The organism is Brachybacterium epidermidis (genome assembly GCF_015209585.1).
In the GTDB taxonomy this organism is placed as follows: Bacteria; Actinomycetota; Actinomycetes; order Actinomycetales; family Dermabacteraceae; genus Brachybacterium; species Brachybacterium epidermidis.
The window spans coordinates 48979-68910 of sequence record NZ_JADEYR010000007.1 but is presented as its reverse complement, the minus strand read 5'-3'; the positions used below and the strand labels follow the sequence as shown (position 1 = coordinate 68910).

Sequence of the window (19932 nt, the reverse complement as noted above, 5' to 3'; positions counted from 1 at the left end):
CCCCCAGCGCGGCGGCCCCCCGCCACACCCGGTACGGGCCGCGGGTGCGCACCCCGTGCAGGACGAAGCCCCCGACAGCACGACGCGCGGCCGGCTCCGGGGGCTTGCCCTCTGCGGTCAGGTCACTTGACCAGGCGGATGTTCAGCGGGTAGTTCCACCACTCGCCCTGGTTGGCCCTGACCGCACCGATGATCGCGAAGATCAGCTGGATCAGCGCCGGGATGCCGACCAGCGGGAACGCCGCGAAGCCGAGGCCGAGGGTGACGAACCCAAAGATGCCGAGCACGACCCCGAGCACCACCTGGGCGATCACCACGGCGATCGCACCGTTGAGGGCCTCGGCGGCGTTGTAGCGCACGAACCGGTTGCGGTCCTTGTACATCAGGAAGATGATCAGCGGGCCGATCCAGCCCAGGAAGCCCCAGCTGAGCAGATGGCCCAGCAGCACCGCCAGGTGCGAGAACATCGACCACAGCTTGGCGTCGGACTCCGTGGTGGGCTGGCCCGACAGGGGCCCCTCGTACACGCCCTTGACGTTTGCGGGCAGAGCATCGAGGGTCTGGGTTCCCTGCGGGGCGCCCTGCCCGGCGTAGGCGCTGCCCTGGGCCTGGCCGTAGCCGGCGTTCGGCTGACCATGGCCAGCGCCCTGCTGGCCGTAGGCGGCATTCTGCTGGTGGCCAGCGCCGTGCTGGGCGGCGCCGGCCTCGGACGCAGCCGCGGGGCCCGGGTTCGCGGGCTGATCGCGGTAGGGATCGTAGGGATGCGAGTTCTCGTTCATGGGTCCCCTCTTCGTCAGGACGGGGAGCCGAGATGGCCGCCGCCGTCGTGGTCGGATGCCCCCAGCCTACCGAGAGCACCTGATCTGGGCCCCGCGGCGCGCCTCCCGATCAGGCGGGGGATAGCCCCCGGTCGCAGGTTGCGCATCGGGCACCCTCGTTGGGCACGCGGTGCTCACCCCTCGACGGTCACCCAGTCGATGAGCTCCTCGATCCGCCCGGACAGGGTGGGCTCGACGTCGGCGTAGGAGCGGACGGTGGCCAGGATGCGCTGCCAGCCCTCGGCGATGTCGGCCTGATCGGAGTGCGGCCAGCCCAGGGCCTTGAGCGTTCCCACCTTGATGTCGGTGCCGCGGGGCACGTGCGGCCATGCCTTCAGGCCCACGCGTGCCGGGCGCACCGCCTGCCACACGTCCACGTAGGGGTGCCCCAGCACGATCACGTTGCCGGGGGCGCCGGGCAGGCGCATCACCTGCTCGGCGATCCGGGACTCCTTGGAGCCGGTCACCAGGTGGTCCACCAGCACACCGAGCCGGCGTCCCGGGCCGGGACCGAAAGCCTGCACTCGCTCCACGAGGTTGTCGGCGCCCTCGAGCTGCTCGACGACGACTCCTTCGATGCGCAGGTCGTGACCCCACACCTTCTGCACCAGTTCGGCGTCGTGCTTGCCCTCGACCCAGATCCGGGAGGCGCGGGCGGTCCTGGCCTTCGCGCCCTCGACGTACACCGAGCCGCTCGCGGAGCGCTTGGGGCCGCTGGGTGCTGGAGCCCGCTGGGGGAGGGTGAGCACCACCGGCTTGCCGTCGATCATGAACCCGGGCCCCAGGGGGAAGCCGCGGCGGCGGCCACGTGCGTCCTCGAGCTCGACCACGTGCACACCGCCGGCCTTCTCCACGCGGGTGATCGCGCCGGTGTACCCGGTCGCCGCGTCCTCGACCACCAGGTCCCGCTGGGCGGGAACCTCGCGGGCGGCGGGACGGCGGCGGTGGTGCGGCGGAGGCTCGGAGGAGAGCACGTCGCGGCCGTAGCGGTCGAAGGAGGGGGAAGAGCGGTCGGGCACGGCGCACACCGTACACCGAGGCGCCACGCCGGGTGACCGTCTCGCATCGGTCCCGGACGGCGGCGGTCTCGGCTCGTGGCGAACGCCTCCTGCCCGGTTCGCTGAGGACAGGTCGTGAGCGCGTAGGATTGGCACTCGACATCCCCCAGTGCTAATCCTGGTGGCCGGGCGTGAGCGCCCTGCCCGGCACCAGCAGGTCCCTGCAGGAGGTGAGACCAACGGACAGCAGGAAGCTGCAGATCCTCGGCGCGATCGTCGAGGACTACGTCTCCACCCGCGAACCCGTCGGCTCCAAGTCCCTGCTGGACCGGCACGATCTCGGGGTCTCCGCCGCCACGGTGCGCAACGACATGTCGGTGCTCGAGGAGGAGGGGCTGATCACCCAGCCCCACACCTCCGCCGGTCGCGTCCCCACGGACAAGGGCTACCGCACCTTCGTGGACCACGTGGCCACCGTGAAGCCGCTGTCGGCCCCCGAACGCCGCGCCATCCAGGCGTTCCTGGAGGATGCCGGTGACGTCGAGGAGCTGCTGCTGCGCACCGTACGGCTGCTGGCCCAGACCACCCATCAGGTGGCGATGGTGCAGTACCCGGCCCGCAAGCAGGCGCGGATCCGCCACGTCGAGCTGGTGAAGGTGGCCGACTCCCTGCTGCTGGTGGTGCTGATCACCGAGTCCGGCCGGGTGGATCAGCGCACCGTGCCGCTGCTGGCCGCTCGGGAGGACGCCTTCTACCAGGGGCTGCGGGACCAGCTGAACCGGGCCGTCGCCGACCATGAGGTCACCGACGTCGAACGGGCGCTGCTGGAGCTGATCGATGCCCAGCCGGCAGCGGACCGGCCCAGTGTCGAGGAGGTCGTCACGGCGCTGCGCATCCTGGCCGCTTCCCGCGCGGAGGACAGGATCATGATGGCCGGCACCGCCAACATCGCCCGCTCCGCCGAGGACTTCGCCCGCGATGTGGAGCCGCTGCTGGACGTGCTCGAGGAGCAGCTGGTGCTGCTGCGCCTGTTCACCGAGATGCACGCCAAGCCCGGCTCGGTCGAGGTGCGCATCGGCTCGGAGCTGCAGACCGAGGCCCTCACCCAGGCCGCCGTGGTCGGCGCCGGGTACGGTGCGGGCTCGCACATGGCGATCCTCGGCCCCACCCGCATGGACTACGTCACCGGGATCTCGACCGTGCAGGCCATCGCCCGCTACGTCTCCCGCTACCTGGAATGACACGGCGCCGCGTCCCGCAGCCCGGGACGAGCGCCCCCGCTACCACCGTCTCCCTTCCTGAGGACTTCGCACAGTGAACGACGATTACTACGACCTGCTCGGTGTCTCCCGTGACGCCTCCACCGAGGAGATCAAGAAGGCGTACCGCAAGCTGGCTCGCACCCTGCACCCGGACGTCAACCCCGATCCGGACGCCGCCGAGCGGTTCAAGAAGGTCTCCCAGGCGTACGAGACCCTCTCCCACGCCGACAAGCGCCGACAGTACGACATGGGCGGAGGCCCCGGCATGGGCGGCTTCCCCGGCGGGTTCCCCGGGGGCGGCGCCAGCTTCGACTTCAACGACATCTTCGACATGTTCGCCGGTGCCGCCGGGATGCGAGGCGGCCGTGGGCAGGGCCCGATCCCGCGCCAGCGCCGCGGCAGCGACGTGCTGCGCCGCGTGGGCATCGAGCTGCGTGACGTCGTGTTCGGCACCGAGAAGGAGATCCGCTTCCGCACCGCGGGTCGCTGCGAGCGCTGCAACGGCTCGTGCTGCGAGCCCGGCACCAGCCCCACCCGCTGCACCGCCTGTGGAGGCTCCGGCCACGTGCAGCGCGTGGCTCAGTCGCTGCTGGGCCAGATGGTCACCATGGCCCCCTGCCCGACCTGCGAGGGCCACGGCGACGTCATCGAGTCCCCGTGCACCGCGTGCTCCGGGCACGGCCGCGTCACCACCGAGCGCACCGTCACCGTGCGCGTGCCCTCCGGGGTGGAGAACGGCACCCGGATCCAGCTGCGCGGCGAGGGAGAGGTGGGTGAGGCCGGCGGGCCGGCTGGAGACCTCTTCGTCGAGCTCACCGTCGCCGATCACGACATGTTCGACCGCGACGGCGAGGACCTGGTCACCACCGTCGAGGTGCCGATGACCTCCGCCGCGCTCGGTGCCACCGTGCCGCTGGAGACCTTCGACGGGGTGCAGCAGCTGGACATCCGGCCCGGCGCCCAGCCCGGCGAGGAGATCACCCTGAAGGGCCTGGGCGTCACCCCCTTGCGGCGCGAGCGCCGCGGCGACATCCGGGTGGTGCTGGACGTGGACATCCCCACCTCGCTCTCGGACGAGGAGCGTGACCTGCTCGAGCAGTTCGCCCGCATCCGCGGCGACGAGGCCACCCGCCGCAAGGGCCAGGGCCCCTTCGCCAAGCTCCGCGAGCGCCTGCGCGACCTCTGATCATGCCCACCACGCCGCCCGCCTTCCTGATCCTCGACGACGCGCTGGAGCATGCCGGCAGGGGCGCTGCCCTCACCCTGGACGGCGAGGAGGGCCGCCACGCGGCGAAGGTGGCGCGCCTCGGCGTAGGGGAGCAGATCCTGCTCACCGATGCCGCCGGCCGCCAGGTGCTCGCCGAGGTCACGGCCGCCCGCAAGGAGGCCCTGGACCTGCACCTGCTGGCGGGGCCGTCGGCCCCCGCCCGGCGCACGCCGCGGCTGACGCTGGTGCAGGCCCTGGCCACCGGAGGACGCGACGAGCAGGCCGTCGAATCGGCCACCGAGCTCGGGGTGGATCGCGTGGTGCCCTGGCAGGCCGAGCGGTCCGTCGCCGTGTGGCGCGGCGAGAAGCAGCGCAAGGGCCGCGCCAAATGGGAGAACACCGTCCGAGCAGCGGTCAAGCAGTGCCGCCGCCCCGGTATCCCGAGGGTGGACGAGCCGGTGAGCACCATGCAGCTGGTCGACGAGGTGCGCCGATGCACCGAGGCAGGGTCCCTGGTGCTGGTGCTGCACGAGCAGGAATCCGTGGGCCTGATGAGTCTGGCCGACGAGCTGCGGAGGATGGGCCGCAGATCGGCCGCGGATGCGGCGTCGGCTTCCGTGGGCGCAGCGGCGCAGATCATCGTCCTGGTCGGCCCTGAGGGCGGGATCGCCGACGGCGAGCTCGTCCAGCTGCGTGAGGCGGGGGCGCGCAGCGTGCTGCTGGGGCCCGAGGTGCTGCGCTCCTCGACCGCCGGCCCCGCTGCGATCGCCGTGCTCAGTGCTCTGATCGGGCGCTGGGGTTGAATCCCCCGTCAGGCGACGGAGGTGAGCACCTTGGCCTCGAGCGTCTCCAATCCCTCACGCAGGGCGGTGAGCTTCTCCTCGCCCACGTGGATCTCGCCCTCGAGGGAGAGATCCGCCGGGAAGGCGAGGCCCACGGAGCCCATGACGTCGGCCCCCACGTGGGTCATCAGGCTCTCCAGCAGCTCGAGGACTCCGGCCCCGGCTCCCCAGCCGTAGCCGACCAGCAGCACCGGCAGGCCGCTCCACTCCTGGTGCAGGTAGTCGATCGCGTTCTTCAGAGCACCGGGGTAGGAGCCGTTGTACTCCGGGGTCACGATGATCAGGGCGTCCAGCGCCTCGATCCGCTCACCCCAGGCGCGCGCGTGATCGGTGGTCTTGGTGGGATCGGCCTTGGGGCTGGTGAGCCCGTCGAAGGCGGGAAGGACGGTCTCCCGCAGGTCGATCAGATCGATCTCGACCTCGTGCTCGCGGGCATCGAGGCCGTCGCGCACCCACTGGGCGATGTGCTCCCCGACACGGTTGGGGCGAACACTGGCGATGAGCAGTCCGATTCTCGTCATGGGTAGTGCAACCCCTCCCGCATGGCCGATGTTCTCGATCCTGCTGTGGCGTGCATCGCTCTGAGCCGGGCCGCACACGCTCCCGTAGACTTCCCCCCATGAACAACGACGCCGCCGAACGCCGCGACGAGGACTGCGTGTTCTGCAAGATCGTCGCCGGTGAGATCCCCTCCGAGCGCGTCCACGAGGACGACCAGGTGGTCGCCTTCAAGGACCTGAGCCCCCAGGCCCCCGTGCACGTGCTGGTGGTGCCCCGCGAGCACCGCGCCGACGTACGTGAGCTCGCCCACCAGCCGGAGCAGCTGGCGCACGTGGTGGCAGTGGCCGGGTCCCTGGCTCAGAAGCTCGCCGACGGCGACTTCCGCCTCGTTTTCAACACCGGTGCGAACGCCGGACAGACCGTCTTCCACGTGCACGCGCATGTCCTGGCGAGCGGAGAGCTCGCAGAAGGAGAACTGTGACCGATCCCTTCACTCCCGCCCCCGGGCGCAGCCCAGAGGTGATCGAGCGTCGCCTGGCCATCCCCGATCATCTCAGCCCCTTCCAGGTGCTGGGGGAGAACGACCAGGCTCTCGCGGCGCTCGAGGAGCAGGTCCCCGACACCGACGTGCACGTGCGCGGGCATCAGATCACGCTGCGCGGCACCGAGGAGGCGCTGCGCCGCAGCGAGCACATCGTGCGCTCCCTGATCGAGCTCGCCGCCACCGGCCAGGCCGTCACCGCCGAGGCCGTGCAGCGGGCGGTGAGCCTGTACGGCGACGACCGGGCCCAGGGGGAGAGGCTCGAGCAGGTGCTCTCCCGCACCATCCTGTCCTCCCGCGGGCGCACCATCCGCCCCAAGACCATGGGGCAGAAGTCCTACATCGAGGCCATCGAGTCCTCGACCATCACCTTCGGCATCGGCCCGGCCGGTACCGGCAAGACCTACCTCGCGGTGGCGATGGCGGTGCAGCAGCTGCTCTCCAAGCAGATCAACCGGATCATCCTCACCCGCCCCGCCGTGGAGGCGGGGGAGCGGCTGGGCTTCCTGCCCGGCAGCCTCAACGAGAAGATCGACCCGTACCTGCGCCCCCTGTACGACGCCCTGCACGACATGCTGGACCCGGAGTCCATCCCGCGTCTGATGGGTGCCGGCACCATCGAGGTGGCGCCGCTGGCGTACATGCGCGGCCGCACCCTCAACGACGCGTTCATCATCCTGGACGAGGCGCAGAACCCCACGCCCGAGCAGATGAAGATGTTCCTGACCCGCCTCGGCTTCAACTCCACCATGGTGGTCACCGGCGACGTCACCCAGGTGGACCTGCCCGGCGGCACCAAGAGCGGCCTGCGGGTGGTGGAGCAGGTTCTCAGCGGGGTGGAGGACATCTCCTTCTGCCGCCTGTCCCCGCGGGACGTGGTGCGCCACCGCCTGGTCAGCGACATCGTCGAGGCCTACGGCCGCTGGGAGGTGGGTCCCGGCGGCAGCCGGGACACCCGCGGCCGCGGCAGCAGCTCGGGTCGTGGCACCGGCAGAGGAGCATGAGATGACCATCGAAGTGCGCAACGAGACCACCGCCCAGGTGGACGAGAAGGAGTTCGTGCACCTGGCCCGCTTCGTGTTCGAGGCCCTCCATCTGCACCCCGCCACCGAGCTGTCCATCCTGTTCGTGGACGAGGAGGCCATGGAGCGCCTGCACGTGCAGTGGATGGACGAGCCCGGTCCCACCGACGTGCTCAGCTTCCCGATGGACGAGTTGACCCCCGGCACCGCCGACCGTCCCGCCCCCGAGGGGCTGCTGGGCGACGTGGTGATCTGCCCTGCCGTCGCCTCCCGCCAGGCAGCCGAGTCCGGTCACAGCGCCGTCGAGGAGATGCTGCTGCTGACCTGCCACTCCATCCTCCACCTGCTCGGCTACGACCACGCCGAGGAGGAGGAGCGGCGGGTGATGTTCGACCTGCAGCGCAAGCTGCTGCTGACCTTCCTGGCCTCCCGCCGCGACGCATGATGCTCGCCGCCGGGATCCTGATCCCTGTGGCCATGGTGGGCCTGGTGATCGGCGCTGTGCTCACCGCAGCGGATTCGGCCCTCGCCGCCACGACCCGTTCCGCTCTCGAGCGTGCCCTGGAGGAGCGCCCCGAGGGGCTGCGGCGCCGGGTGCTGCGCCAGCACGAGGACTCCCGCCGCACCCAGGCCGCCGTGGGCCTGGGCCGCATCCTCGCCGAGGCAGTGATGGCGGTGGCGGTCACCGCGCTGGTGTTCCTGTGGCTGGACGGCTGGGTGGTGCCGGTGCTGGTGGCCCTGGCCATCTCGTCCGTCGGACTGTTCATCGGACTGTCGGCCTCCCCCCGCACCATCGGCAGGCGCCGGCCGGAGTCCGTGCTGATCTCCACCTCCGGTCTGATCGCTGCGGTGCGCACGCTGCTGTGGCCGCCTGCGAGCGCACTGATCGCCGTCAGCAGCGTGGTCACCCCGGGTGCCGACCGGGAGGACGGCCCCTACGGCGTCGATCCCGAGCTGCGCTCCAGCGTGGACCGCGCCCTGGAGAAGCAGCACCTGGAGATCGTCGAGCACGACATGATCCAGGGCGTGTTCGACCTGCGCGACACCATCGTGCGCGAGCTCATGGTGCCTCGCACCGACATGCTCGCCATCGCCGCCGGCGCCACCGCCGAGCAGGCCGTGCGGCTGTTCGTGCGCTCGGGCTTCTCCCGCATCCCGGTGGTGGGCGAGAGCGTCGACGACGTGCTGGGCATGCTCTACGTCAAGGACGTCATGCGGGCGATCCACTCCCCGTGGGATCCGCGCCCGGACCGCGCTGTCGAGGACATCGCGCGCCGCGCCCACTTCGTCCCCGAGTTCGTCTCGGCCGATGTGGTACTGCAGCAGATGCAGACCAGCCACGTGCACATCGCGATCGTGGTGGACGAGTACGGCGGGGTCTCCGGCATCGTCACCATCGAGGACGTGGTCGAGGAGATCGTGGGCGACATCGAGGACGAGCACGACCGCAGCGAGCCCCAGATCGAGGACCTGGGCGACGGGGTGTACCGGGTGCCGGCCCGGGAGAGCGTCACCGAAGTGGGGGAGCTGTTCGGCCTGGACATCGAGGACGAGGACGTCGACAGCATCGGCGGTCTGCTGGGCAAGGCCATCGGCCGCGTCCCCATCGTCGGCTCCCGCGGCAGCATCCATGGCCTGCAGCTCGAGGGCGAGAGGACCACCGGCCGGCGCAAGCGGCTCTCGACCCTGCTGGTCTCCCGCGCCGCCGGGCCCGGCGAGGACGACGACCATCCCACCGGCGGCTCCATGGCAGCCGATCCGATCGGCCCTGACCGCCCCACCCCGCAGGAGGACACCCGTGAGCAGTGAGCAGACCGCACCACAGGACCGAGCGCAGCACCGCTCCGGCTTCGTGGCCCTGGTGGGTCGTCCCAACGTCGGCAAGTCCACCCTGACCAATGCCCTGGTGGGCGACAAGGTGGCCATCACCTCGTCCAAGCCCCAGACCACGCGGCGGGCGATCCGCGGGATCGTCACCCGCCCCGATGCCCAGATCGTGCTGGTGGACACCCCGGGGGTTCACCGGCCCCGCACCCTGCTGGGCGAGCGCCTCAACGACCTGGTGCGCGAGACCCTCGCCGAGGTGGACGTGGTGTGCTTCTGCCTGCCCGCCGACCAGAAGCTCGGCCCCGGCGACCGCTTCATCGCCGAGGATCTCGCCGACCTGCGACGGGGTCGCCGCGGGCCCCGCGTGATCGCTGTGGTCACCAAGACCGGCCTGGTCAGCCGTGACGCGGTGGCCGAGCACCTGGTGGCCGTCTCCGAGATGCTGGAGACCGACGACATCGTGCCGATCAGCGCCGTGCAGGGCAGGCAGATCGACGTGCTGCTGGACGTCATCGCACAGCATCTGCCCGAAGGGCCTCCGCTGTACCCCGATGACCAGCTCACCGAGGAATCGCGGGACGACCGCATCGCCGAACTGATCCGCGAGGCCGCACTGGAAGGAGTGCGGGACGAGCTCCCGCACTCGATCGCCGTGGTGGTCGAGGAGGTGGTGGAGGTGGACCCGGGTGGGGACCCCTTCGCCCAGGTGGAGCCCGGCACGGGGCGACTGACCGTGCGCGCCAGCCTGTTCGTGGAGCGCGACAGCCAGAAGGGCATCATCATCGGCCGCGGTGGGTCCCGCTTGAAGGAGGTGGGCTCCCGGGCCCGCGCCGGGATCAACGAGCTGGTGGGCCGCAAGGTGCACCTGGACCTGCGGGTCAAGGTCGCCAAGGACTGGCAGCGCGACCCCAAGCAGCTGGGCCGCCTCGGGTTCTGACCCCGGGCGTCCGCCTCCCGGACCGCACCGGCGACCTGGCTCACACCAGTGCTACGGTGACGGGATGCACGGGACGCTCCTGCTTCTTCGCCGCGTCGAGGCCTGACACCGCCGGGACCTCGCCGCGGCACCAGTCATGCACCCCGGCGAACCGCATCGAACGCCTGAAGGACCACCCGTGAACAGCATTCCCACCGCGGCCGGCACCGCCCCCGCACCCTCCGAGCAGATTCCCGCGACCGCCGATCCCTCGCTGCCCGTCGTCGGCTCCCGCGGCGATGCCCCGCAGCAGCCCTCCGGCATGCCCGTCCACAAGTACCTGCCGTTCCACGAACAGATCCAGGTGGATCTGCCGGACCGCACCTGGCCCTCCCAGCGCATCACCCGGGCGCCCCGCTGGTGCGCCGTGGACCTGCGCGACGGCAACCAGGCGCTGATCGACCCCATGAACCCCGAGCGCAAGCTGCGGATGTTCGACCTACTGGTGGGCATGGGGTACAAGGAGATCGAGGTGGGCTTCCCCGCCGCCTCCCAGACCGACTTCGACTTCGTGCGCACCCTGATCGAGGACGACCGCATCCCCGAGGACGTCACCATACAGGTGCTCACCCAGTCCCGTGAGCATCTGATCGAGCGCACCTATGAGGCGATCGCCGGGGCCAAGCGCGCGGTGGTGCACCTGTACAACTCCACCTCCGTGGTCCAGCGCGACGTGGTGTTCCGGGCCGATGAGAACGCGGTGCTGGACATCGCGGTGCAGGGCGCGCTGCTGTGCAAGAAGTACGAGGAGACGGTGCCGGAGACCGCCATCACCTATGAGTACTCCCCGGAGTCCTTCACCGGCACCGAGCTGGAGTACGCGCTGCGGGTGTGCAACGCGGTGATCGAGGTGTTCCAGCCCACGCCCGAGGACAAGGTGATCATCAACCTGCCGGCCACGGTGGAGATGGCCTCACCGAACGTCTATGCCGATTCCATCGAGTGGATGCACCGTCACCTGGACCGACGCGACTGCGTGGTGCTGTCCCTGCACCCCCACAACGATCGCGGCACCGGCGTGGCCGCCGCGGAGCTGGGCTACATGGCAGGGGCCGACCGCATCGAGGGGTGCCTGTTCGGCAACGGCGAGCGCACCGGCAACGTGGACCTGGTGACGCTGGGCCTGAACCTGTTCAGTCAGGGCATCGACCCGCAGATCGACTTCTCGGACCTGGACGAGGTGCGCCGCACCGTGGAGCACTGCAATCAGATGCCGGTGCCCGAGCGCAGCCCCTACGGCGGTGACCTGGTGTTCACCGCGTTCTCCGGCTCCCACCAGGACGCCATCAAGAAGGGTCTGGAGCGCATGGACGCCGACGCCGCCAAGGCGGGGGTCGAGCGCGACGAGCTGGTGTGGCGGGTGCCGTACCTGCCGATCGACCCGAAGGACGTGGGCCGTTCCTACGAGGCCGTGATCCGGGTGAACTCCCAGTCCGGCAAGGGGGGCATGGCCTACATCCTGCGCACCGAGCACGGCCTGGACCTGCCGCGCCGCCTGCAGATCGAGTTCTCCGGTGTGGTCCAGCACATCACCGACTCCGAGGGCGGGGAGGTCTCGCCCGCAGCCCTGTGGGACTGCTTCACAGACGAGTACCTGCCCTCCACCGACGAGGCCCGGCGGTGGGGCCGCTACGGCTTCCGGGGCGTGCACCAGCAGTCCGAGGGCGAGGGCAGCGACCGCATCACCGTGCAGCTGCTGGTGGACGGGGAGGAGCACGAGGTCACCGGCATCGGTAACGGTCCGCTGGACGGCTTCGTCAAGGCCCTCGCGGAGCGCCAGATCGACGTGCGGATCCTGGACTACGCCGAGCACGCCCTGGCCGAGGGCGACGACTCCCTGGCCGCCGCCTACATCGAGTGCGAGATCGGCGACCGGATCTTCTGGGGGGTGGGCATCGACGGGTCGATCACGCGCGCCTCGCTGGAGGCGATCATCTCGGCCCTGAACCGGGAGCACCGCGCTCGCACCGCGGCCTGACCGTACCCGCAGCGAGGGCTCGGGATACGAAGGAGAGTGAGAGGCCGGGCCGTGCCCGGGTGTCACTGGCGGTCCGGTTCCAGGTCCTCCTCGGTCAGCGCCTGCAGCTCACCGGTCACCGTGGCGTGGGCGATCACCGGGATCTGGTCGGTGAACGGGGCGGGCTCCACCACGTGGGAGGCCTCAGCATCCGGCTCGTCCGCGGTGACACCGCCGTCCCCGCCCAGCACCGTGGCGGGATCCGGCTTCGCCGCCCGCGCGGTGAGGGTGACTCCGATGCTCGCCACCATCACCAGCGCCGCAGCGGCCACCTTGAGCACACTGATGCCCTGGCTGAGCAGCAGCACCCCCGCCAGCAGGGCGATCGCGGGCTCCAGGCTGAGCAGGATGCCGAACACGTGCCGCGGCAGGCGACGCAGGGCCGAGAGCTCCAGGGTGTACGGCAGCACCGAGGCCAGCACCGCAGTTCCGGCTGCGAGCGCCAGCAGCCGCAGGTCCATCAGCCCGGCCACGGCGCCCGGGGCCCCCAGGGGGAGCACGGTCAGCGCCCCGATGGCCATCGCCACCGCCAGGCCGTCCTGGCCGGGCACCAATTGGCCCACGCGGGCACTGCTGAGCACGTACAGGCCCCAGAACACTGCTGCGACCAGTGCCAGGAGCACCCCCAGCACGTCCAGCTGAGCTGCCCCGGTCAGGGACTCCAGACCGAACAGGCCAACACCCGCCAGTGCGAGCACCACCCACAGCAGGTCGCTGCGGCGGGTGGAGAGCACGGCCGCGACGGTGAGCGGGCCCAGGAACTCGATCGCCACCGCGGTGCCCAGGGGGATCCTCTCGATGGAGGCGTAGAACGATCCGTTCATCGCCCCGATCACCACGCCGAACACCGCCACCGCGATCCACTGACGGCCTGTGAAGCGGTGCGGCTTGGGGCGGGTGAGGGCCAGCAGCACCACCGCGGCGATGCCCAGTCGCAGCGAGGTGGTGCCCCAGGAGCCGATCTCCGGGAACAGCTGCACCGCCAGCGCGGCCCCGAACTGCAGGGACATGCAGGAGGCCAGGATCATCAGCACCGGCATGGCGCCCGGACCGCGGGAGCCGGTGCCCACGGGACCCGAGGCACTGCCGGTGGGTCCGGTGCCGGTCTGCGGTGCGCTGGGGGAGGTGGAGAGCGAGGAAGTCACGCTCCCACTGTGCACCCCGCGCACCGGCCGGTCCAGCGAATGTTTCCGACCTGTACCGTGAAGCAGAACTGGACGATGGACGGAGGGGCCCATGCTCAACCTGCACCGCCTGTTCCTGCTGCACGAACTGCACAGGCTGGGGACGATGTCCGCCGTGGCGCGGGCCCGATCCATGTCGCCATCCGCGGTGTCGCAGCAGCTCGCTCAGCTCGAGCGGGAGACCAAGGTCTCACTGCTGGAGCAGGCCGGCAGGGGCGTCGTGCTCACGGACGCGGGGGAGCGACTCGCCCGTCGTGCCCAGGAGATGATGGCCCTGATGGAGACGGCCCAGGCCGAGCTCGTCGCGGCCGGCAGCGTCCAGGGCGGGGTGCTGCGGGTGGCGTCGTTCCAGACGCCGATGATTGCGCTGGCCCCGCTTGCGGTGAGCATCCTGGAGGAGCGCCACCCGCCGGTGCGCATCGAGATCGCTCAGCGGGAGGTCGAGGAGGCGTACGAGGGCCTGCTGGCCCACCACTTCGAGGTGATCCTGGGCGAGACCTACCCCGGCGGTGAGCTGGTGGTGCGACGCGGCACCGATCGAGAGGACCTGCTGCGTGACCCGCTGCTGGTGGTGCTGCCCGCCACCGGTCCCTGGTCGCAGGTGGGCTCCCTGGCCGACCTCGCGGAGGTCCCCTGGGCCCTGGACCCCGACGGCATGCGCACCGGCATCTGGGAGCGCACCTTCCTGCGTGCGGCCGGCATCGAGCCGTGGATCCGCTTCGAGACCCCCGATCCGCTGCTGCAGGTGCACCTGGTGCGCTCCGGCCACGCCGCCGCCTTCGTCCCCGGTCTGATCGCCGCCGAGCACCTGGGCGGCACCAGGCCGCTGCGCCTGCCGGGGAATCCGCACCGATCCCTGTACACCGCAGCCCGGGCGGGCTCCCGCGAGCATCCCGCCCTGCTCGCCTTCCGCGAGGCGCTGCTGGAGGCGGCAGGGTCCCTCACCGATCTGCAAGGCCTGGACCGGCTGCGCGACTGAGCGAGGCGGGAGGGGGCGATCTCCTCTGGAAGGAGGAGGCGGCGGCCCCTGATGGGGGATAGAACTGAGCCATGACCAGCGCACACGGCACCGACGCCTCCCACAGGCCCCGCCCAGGCCCGGCACAGTACGCCCCTGACGGCTCCCGTTCGAGGACGGCTGTGAGCTCGGCGCTGCTACTCCTGGTGCTGGTGATCACCATGGTGTGGGGTGCCCTCTCCCGCGGAGTGACCGAGCCCGCGGGTGCCGACGCCCCCGCCGAGGTGTTCAGCGCCGCTCGCGCCACCGCGGCCGCCGCCCGCTGGTCGCAGAGCCCCCCCATCGGCACCCCCTCCAACGATCGCGCGCACGAGGACCTCACCGGCCAGCTCACCGAGCTCGGCTTCGAGGTGCGCACGCACGAGGCGATCGGCGCGCGCGCCGCTGCCCGCTACGCCGCCGCCGGGTACAACCGCAACCTCGTGGCCACCCGTCCGGGCAGGGACCCCACAGGAACCGTGTTGCTGGCCACCCACATCGACTCCGTGCCCGCCGCGCCGGGAGCGGCCGACGCCGGCATCGGCCTCGCGGTGATCCTGGAGACCGTGCGTGCCCTGGGCCCCGACGCCCTGCGCAACGACCTGGTGGTGCTGCTGGTGGACGGCGAGGAGAACGGGCTGCTGGGGGCGGATGCCTACGTCAGGGAGGAATCCGCAGCACTCACCGAGCCCGTGGTGGTGCTCAACCATGAGGCCCGCGGCATCTCCGGCCGCCCCACGGTCACCCGGGCCGCCGGACCCATGCACGAGGTGCTCCCCTCGATGCCGAGACCCGAGTTCGAGTCCTTCAGCGACGCGCTGTTCGCCGTGATCCCCAACGACACCGATTTCACGGTGTACCGGGATGCCGGCTGGTGGGGGATGGACATGGCGATCATCGACGGTTCGTGGGCCTATCACACCCCGCAGGACGACGCCGATCACCTCGATCCCGGGACACTGCAGCACTACGGAGATCTCACCCTTGCCCTCACTCGTGACCTGGGGGACCGCGACCTCACGGAGCTGTCCGGGCACGCCGATGAGCATCCCGTCCAGACCACCGTGCCCTGGGGCATCGTGGGCGTCCCCCCGCTGCTGGTCACCGTGCTCGGGGTGGCCGCGCCCCTGGCGCTGCTGACCCTGCTGGTGACCAGGCGTGCACACCGCGAGGTCAACGTTCTCGGCACGATGCTCGGTTCTGCGGGTGCAGCAGTGGGCATCGCCGGCGGGATCGCTGCGGCGGTGCTGCTGTGGGGCACGGCCGTGAAGGCGGAGCCCGCGATGGTGTCACGTGTGGTGGGGGAGCCGTTCCGCTCGGAGCTGTTCATCGCTGCGGAGCTGGCGGCGGCCGGAGCCGTGGCCCTGCTGGTGTGGGTGCTGCTGCGCATGATCATCGGCCGGGCCGCGATCGCGATCGGAGCTGCGCTGCTGGCATCAGTACTGTTCGCCGCCCTCGCGGTGTGGTCGCCCGCCCTCGGCGGGTCCATGGTGCTGCCGGCCGCGATCGCTGCGATCGGGGCCCTGTTGGCGGCCCTGCTGCCCTCGCCCCTCACCCTGGCCACGCGGATCGTGGCGCTGCTGCCGACCGGCTGGCTGCTGGGCACGCAGATCTCGTCGCTGGCGGAGTTCGGCATCGCATCCGCCGCGGGCGGCATCGCGGGAACCGCCCTGCTGGCCCTGGCCGCGGCAGCGCCTCTGTTCGTCGGCCGTGGGGCCGCGCAGCTGCAGCCCCGGCGCCGTCCCCGCCGCCTGCTGCCGGCGGTGCTGGTCGGCGTGCTGGCCGTGGGCCTGACAGTCGGCGGCTCGCTCCATTCGCAGGCCTCCCCGGAGCCGGTCCAGGAGCGTGTCACCGCCCATGTGGACGGCGCCGACGGCACCACCACCTGGGAGGTCTCCGGCGTCACCGAGTGGAGCGCGGGCCTGACCGACGCCGACGCGACTTCGAACCTGCCCGCCCCGCGCGGCGAGGTCACAGCCCTGGAGGGCGGGCGGGTGCGCATCGCGGTGCACTCACCGCGGCAGGCCACCCGGTTGGATCTCGATCTGACCGGGGGCGGACTGCAGGACGTCACCATCGACGGCACCCCGTGGGGCGAGGGGCAGGCGCTCACCCAGCTGCGGATCGTCGGGGTGCGTCCCGGACAGCACGTCGTGCTCGAGGCCAGGATCGAGGGGGACCCGCAGATCGTCCTCACCGACGTCACCTTCGATCCCGCCGAGGCGGGCGGTTGGACCGCCCCACCCGAGGGCGTCGCCCTGGTCCACCCGTTCGTGCGGGTCAGCAGCCCCGTCGAGCGCTGAGTGAGAACCGCGCCTCCGCCTCACGAATTGCCGAGCGGCACCGTCGCCAGCACCTCGTGTAGCGGCCCACCCGAGCGGCCCGCCCCGAGGCGGGAGGAGACCACCTCCAGCTCCTCGGCGAGCCATTCCGGGCCGCGGTAGACGGACAGTGCCCGCACCACTTCCGCCAGCATCAGCTCCGTCGGGTCCGGTTCCGCGGGAATCCCGCGGTAGCGGTGGCGCCGCGGGCGGGGAGCCCGCGCCGAGACCCGGGCCACCGTCAGATGCGCCCGCCTGCGCTCCCTGTCCTGCTCGCCCAGCAGGTCCTCCTGCATCAGTGCCGCCAGCGGCTCCACCTCACCGCCCACGCCGACCCACAGGGCGCGGCCCGAGAAGAGCCCGGCCCCAGCCAGGCTCAGCCGCATCGGCCGATGCGAGGCAGCCACCCGTGCCACCTGCTCGATGGTGTCCTCCACTGCGCCGTCGGGCAGCTGCGGGGTGAAGGCGAGCGTCAGGTGCCACTGGTCGGGATCGCCCCACCGCAGGGACCGACCCGTGCGGGCGCGCACGGACTCCAGAGCGGACTCGAGGTGCTCGGCCGCATCGGCGGAGGGACGGATCGAGCAGAACACGCGCATCGCCCCATCCTCCCACCCTGCACCGTCCACCGGGCATCGCGGCGTAGGCTCGATCCACCATGCAGAAGCTCTACCGCGACCATGCGATCGTGCTGCGCACCCACCCCCTGGGCGAGGCCGATCGCATCATCACGCTGCTCACCCGCCGCCACGGAAAGGTGCGGGCCGTGGCCAAGGGCGTGCGGCGCACCGGCAGCCGCTTCGGAGCGCGCCTGGAGCCCTTCGGCCTGATCGACGTGCAGCTGCACACGGGGCGGAACCTGCACACCGTCACGCAGGTGGTCACGATCGACACCTTCGCTCAGCAGATCACCGCGGAGTACGGGCGCTTCACCGCTGCCAGCGCCATGCTGGAGACCACCGACCGCCTCACCGACGAGGTGGTCGATCCCTCCCAGCGAGGCTTCCTGCTGCTGGTCGGGGCGATGCGCACCATGGCAGGCGGACGCATCCCTGCGCCGCTGGTGCTTGACTCCTTCCTGCTGCGCACCCTGGCGCTGTCCGGCTGGGCGCCGGAACTGCAGGTGTGCGCCACCTGCGGTGCCCCTGGCCCCCACCACGCGCTTGACGTGCGCGCCGGGGGCCTCGTGTGCACCTCCTGCCGACGGCCCGGCGCCGCAGCGGTCAGGCAGAGCGCCGTCGAGCACATGATCTTCCTGCTCGCGGGGGACTGGGAGAACGTGGTGACGGCAGAGGACACCGTGGTCCAGGAGGCGGGGCGCCTGATCGCCGATACCGTGACGTGGCACCTGGAGCGCTCCGTGCGCTCCTTGAGCTACGTCGAGCGCTGAGACCGACCGGTCCGGCATGATTCCGAGCCGCCGAGCACCATGCCCACCCCGCCCCATCTCGCCCCGCCCCGGCCCCGTACCCGTGCTCACCCGCTCCGACACCCGGCGTCCCATTGCGACACCCCGCCCCGACAGGAGATCCCGCTGATGGCCCGTGACCCCCGCCCCCACGAGGAGCCGTTCGAGCACCCCAGCGGCGCACAGCCCCCGAGGCTCCCGCGCCAGGTGGTCCCCGCGCACGTGGCCGTGGTGATGGACGGCAACGGCCGTTGGGCGAACCAGCGCGGGCTGCCGCGCACCGCCGGGCACGAGGCCGGGGAGGCCGCCCTGCTGGACGTGGTCGCGGGTGCCCTCCAGATAGGCGTCACCCACCTCTCCGCCTACGCGTTCTCCACGGAGAACTGGAAGCGCTCCCCGGAGGAGGTGCGATTCCTGATGGGATTCTCCCGCACCGTGCTGCGTCGACAGCGGGACACCCTCCACTCCTGGGGGGTGCGCATCGTGTGGATCGGCAGGCCTCAGCGACTGTGGGGGAGCGTCATCAAGGAGCTGCAGGAGGCGGAGCAGCTGACCGCCGGGAACACCCGGATGACCCTGTACATGTGCGTGAACTACGGCGGCCGAGCCGAGATCATCGATGCGGTCCGCGACATCGCGGAACAGGCCCGCGCCGGCAGGATCAGCGGGCGCGGCATCACCGAGGCGAGCTTCGCGCGGCACCTGATCGACCCCGACATGCCTGAGGTGGACCTGTTCATCCGCACCAGCGGCGAGCAGCGCACCTCGAACTTCCTGCTGTGGCAGTCCGCCTACGCGGAGCTGGTGTTCGTCCCGGAGTTGTGGCCCGATGTGGACCGCGTGGTGCTGTGGCGGGCCATCACCGAGTACGCCCGACGGGACCGACGGTACGGCGGCGCAGTGGATGCGCCCGTGACGGCACCGCACGGCGCCGCCGCAGCGGGCCGTGGGGGAGCTGCGGATCAGGAGCCGCTGGAGGCAGTCGGCGCCGACGCCGGGGTGGATTCCACCGCCGACTCGGCCCGCGGCTGAGCCGGCCCGTCGGCCTCGGCCTGGACCGGCCCGTCGGCCTCGGCCCGGACCGGGGCATCGACCTCGTCCCCGGTGCCGGTGGGCGCCAGGCCACCGCTGCGGCGCTTGTGCCGCACCAGCTGGATCACCAGCGCGACCACCAGGGCCAGGGCCACCACCGCCGCCCACGGGGAGCGGAAGAACAGCTGCAGCCACAGCCCGATCGCAGCCAGGCCCACCGTGGCGTAGATGATCGCCCAGGCGAATCCGCCCGCGGCGAGCGCCGGCAGGTACCGCTTCAGCGGCATCCCGGTGAGGCCGGCCGCAGCGTTGCAGGCGGTCTGGAAGCCGATGGTGAGGAAGCTGAAGGCGACCACGGGCGCCCCCCACTTGTTGACGATCCGGGTGGCGCGCTCCACACGGGGGGAGCCCAGCCCGCCGGCCACCTTGCCGCGATTGGCGGCCTTGCGGGCACCGCGGCCCAGGGCGTACGTGGCCCCCGCCCGGCACAGCACCACGACGTACAGGAACGCCACCGCCGGGACGATCGGGAGCGACTGCACCCAGTCCATCATCGTGCGTCGGACCCGTTCGGATCGTCGAGGTCCGCACCGCTCGTCCGGCCGTGCTCATCGCACAGGCCGAACACCTCGAGGGTGTGGTCAAGGTCGGTGAAGCCGTGCTCCTCGGCGATCGCGGTCATCGCGCTCTCCAGCTTGGGCGCCAGGAACTCGACCGTGCGGCCGCAGGTGCGGCACACCAGGTGATGGTGGTGGCCCTCGGCCTCGCACTGGCGGTACAGCGACTCACCTTCGGCGCTGACCAGCACGTCGAGCCGACCTGCGGCGGAGAGCGCCTGCAGGTTCCGGTACACGGTCGCCAGGCCCACGGTCTCGCCGTCGCTGCGCATCTGCTCGTGGATCTGCTGGGCGCTGCGGAACTCGTCCTGCCGCCCGAGCGCCTCGAGGATGGCGGCGCGCTGCCGTGTATTGCGTTGCAT

Annotated in this window: 20 protein-coding genes; 13 read left to right on the top strand and 7 right to left on the bottom strand. The window is 71.4% G+C overall.

The window, feature by feature from the left end; genetic code table 11:
• Positions 1 to 122: 122 nt before the first annotated feature.
• Together IOE58_RS14340 and IOE58_RS08265 are read right to left on the bottom strand one after the other, a co-directional pair.
• Positions 123 to 467, bottom strand: coding sequence for a DUF4870 domain-containing protein (locus IOE58_RS14340; RefSeq protein ID WP_228019396.1), 345 nt, complete (start codon positions 465 to 467; stop codon positions 123 to 125).
• Between the two features lie 485 nt (positions 468 to 952).
• On the bottom strand, positions 953 to 1846 hold the full coding sequence (locus IOE58_RS08265; RefSeq protein ID WP_193865925.1) for a DUF3097 domain-containing protein: 894 nt from the start codon (positions 1844 to 1846) through the stop codon (positions 953 to 955).
• A 200-nt stretch (positions 1847 to 2046) separates the two neighbouring features.
• Here IOE58_RS08265 and hrcA point away from each other — a divergent pair, with 200 nt between their 5' ends.
• The 3 genes from hrcA to IOE58_RS08250 all read left to right on the top strand — a co-directional run bounded on the left by hrcA (position 2047) and on the right by IOE58_RS08250 (position 5088).
• Positions 2047 to 3057 (top strand): heat-inducible transcriptional repressor HrcA, encoded by a 1011-nt coding sequence (hrcA, locus tag IOE58_RS08260; RefSeq protein WP_193865970.1) that lies wholly within the window; start codon positions 2047 to 2049, stop codon positions 3055 to 3057.
• A gap of 73 nt (positions 3058 to 3130) precedes the next feature.
• Entirely contained in the window at positions 3131 to 4264 is a 1134-nt protein-coding gene (gene dnaJ, locus IOE58_RS08255; protein ID WP_193865924.1) for a molecular chaperone DnaJ, read from the top strand.
• Between the two features lie 2 nt (positions 4265 to 4266).
• Positions 4267 to 5088 (top strand): 16S rRNA (uracil(1498)-N(3))-methyltransferase, encoded by an 822-nt coding sequence (locus IOE58_RS08250; RefSeq protein ID WP_193865923.1) that lies wholly within the window; start codon positions 4267 to 4269, stop codon positions 5086 to 5088.
• 8 nt (positions 5089 to 5096) lie between these two features.
• Here IOE58_RS08250 and IOE58_RS08245 read toward each other — a convergent pair whose 3' ends face one another.
• Complete coding sequence (locus IOE58_RS08245) at positions 5097 to 5648, bottom strand: NADPH-dependent FMN reductase (protein WP_193865922.1); 552 nt, start codon at positions 5646 to 5648, stop codon at positions 5097 to 5099.
• A gap of 98 nt (positions 5649 to 5746) precedes the next feature.
• Here IOE58_RS08245 and IOE58_RS08240 point away from each other — a divergent pair, with 98 nt between their 5' ends.
• From IOE58_RS08240 to leuA, 6 genes are all read left to right on the top strand, one after another.
• Positions 5747 to 6109, top strand: coding sequence for a histidine triad nucleotide-binding protein (locus tag IOE58_RS08240; RefSeq protein WP_193865921.1), 363 nt, complete (start codon positions 5747 to 5749; stop codon positions 6107 to 6109).
• Positions 6106 to 7173 (top strand): PhoH family protein, encoded by a 1068-nt coding sequence (locus tag IOE58_RS08235; RefSeq protein ID WP_193865920.1) that lies wholly within the window; start codon positions 6106 to 6108, stop codon positions 7171 to 7173. Before IOE58_RS08240 ends, IOE58_RS08235 begins: the two co-directional genes overlap by 4 nt.
• 1 nt (position 7174) lies before the next feature.
• Positions 7175 to 7636, top strand: a complete 462-nt coding sequence (gene ybeY, locus IOE58_RS08230) for an rRNA maturation RNase YbeY (protein WP_193865919.1) — start codon at positions 7175 to 7177, stop codon at positions 7634 to 7636.
• Complete coding sequence (locus tag IOE58_RS08225; protein WP_193865918.1) at positions 7633 to 9000, top strand: hemolysin family protein; 1368 nt, start codon at positions 7633 to 7635, stop codon at positions 8998 to 9000. The genes ybeY and IOE58_RS08225 overlap by 4 nt, the downstream gene beginning before the upstream one ends.
• The gene (gene era, locus IOE58_RS08220; RefSeq protein WP_193865917.1) at positions 8990 to 9955 is read left to right on the top strand and encodes a GTPase Era; all 966 of its coding nucleotides are present in this window, start codon (positions 8990 to 8992) and stop codon (positions 9953 to 9955) included. The genes IOE58_RS08225 and era overlap by 11 nt, the downstream gene beginning before the upstream one ends.
• A 301-nt stretch (positions 9956 to 10256) precedes the next feature.
• Entirely contained in the window at positions 10257 to 11972 is a 1716-nt protein-coding gene (leuA, locus tag IOE58_RS08215) for a 2-isopropylmalate synthase (protein ID WP_228019385.1), read from the top strand.
• 62 nt (positions 11973 to 12034) lie between these two features.
• On the opposite strand, the gene IOE58_RS08210 is transcribed toward leuA, so the two are convergent.
• Entirely contained in the window at positions 12035 to 13051 is a 1017-nt protein-coding gene (locus tag IOE58_RS08210; protein WP_193865968.1) for an EamA family transporter, read from the bottom strand.
• 196 nt (positions 13052 to 13247) lie between these two features.
• Between IOE58_RS08210 and IOE58_RS08205 the strand changes: the two genes are divergently transcribed.
• Entirely contained in the window at positions 13248 to 14174 is a 927-nt protein-coding gene (locus IOE58_RS08205) for a LysR family transcriptional regulator (RefSeq protein ID WP_193865916.1), read from the top strand.
• Between the two features lie 71 nt (positions 14175 to 14245).
• Positions 14246 to 16495, top strand: coding sequence for a M28 family peptidase (locus IOE58_RS08200; protein ID WP_193865915.1), 2250 nt, complete (start codon positions 14246 to 14248; stop codon positions 16493 to 16495).
• Positions 16496 to 16515: 20 nt separating this feature from the next.
• On the opposite strand, the gene IOE58_RS08195 is transcribed toward IOE58_RS08200, so the two are convergent.
• On the bottom strand, positions 16516 to 17112 hold the full coding sequence (locus IOE58_RS08195) for a 2'-5' RNA ligase family protein (protein ID WP_193865914.1): 597 nt from the start codon (positions 17110 to 17112) through the stop codon (positions 16516 to 16518).
• 59 nt (positions 17113 to 17171) lie between these two features.
• Here IOE58_RS08195 and recO point away from each other — a divergent pair, with 59 nt between their 5' ends.
• A complete protein-coding gene (gene recO, locus IOE58_RS08190; RefSeq protein WP_193865913.1) occupies positions 17172 to 17903 on the top strand; it encodes a DNA repair protein RecO in 732 nt (243 codons plus the stop codon).
• Between the two features lie 147 nt (positions 17904 to 18050).
• Entirely contained in the window at positions 18051 to 18953 is a 903-nt protein-coding gene (locus IOE58_RS08185; protein WP_228019344.1) for an isoprenyl transferase, read from the top strand.
• Here the strand turns inward: IOE58_RS08185 and IOE58_RS08180 are convergent.
• Both IOE58_RS08180 and IOE58_RS08175 read right to left on the bottom strand, forming a co-directional pair.
• Positions 18884 to 19504: a DedA family protein gene (locus IOE58_RS08180; protein ID WP_228019382.1), complete on the bottom strand. Its 621-nt coding sequence runs from the start codon at positions 19502 to 19504 to the stop codon at positions 18884 to 18886. The genes IOE58_RS08185 and IOE58_RS08180 overlap by 70 nt on opposite strands.
• Positions 19504 to 19932: a Fur family transcriptional regulator gene (locus IOE58_RS08175; protein WP_193865911.1), complete on the bottom strand. Its 429-nt coding sequence runs from the start codon at positions 19930 to 19932 to the stop codon at positions 19504 to 19506. The genes IOE58_RS08180 and IOE58_RS08175 overlap by 1 nt, the downstream gene beginning before the upstream one ends.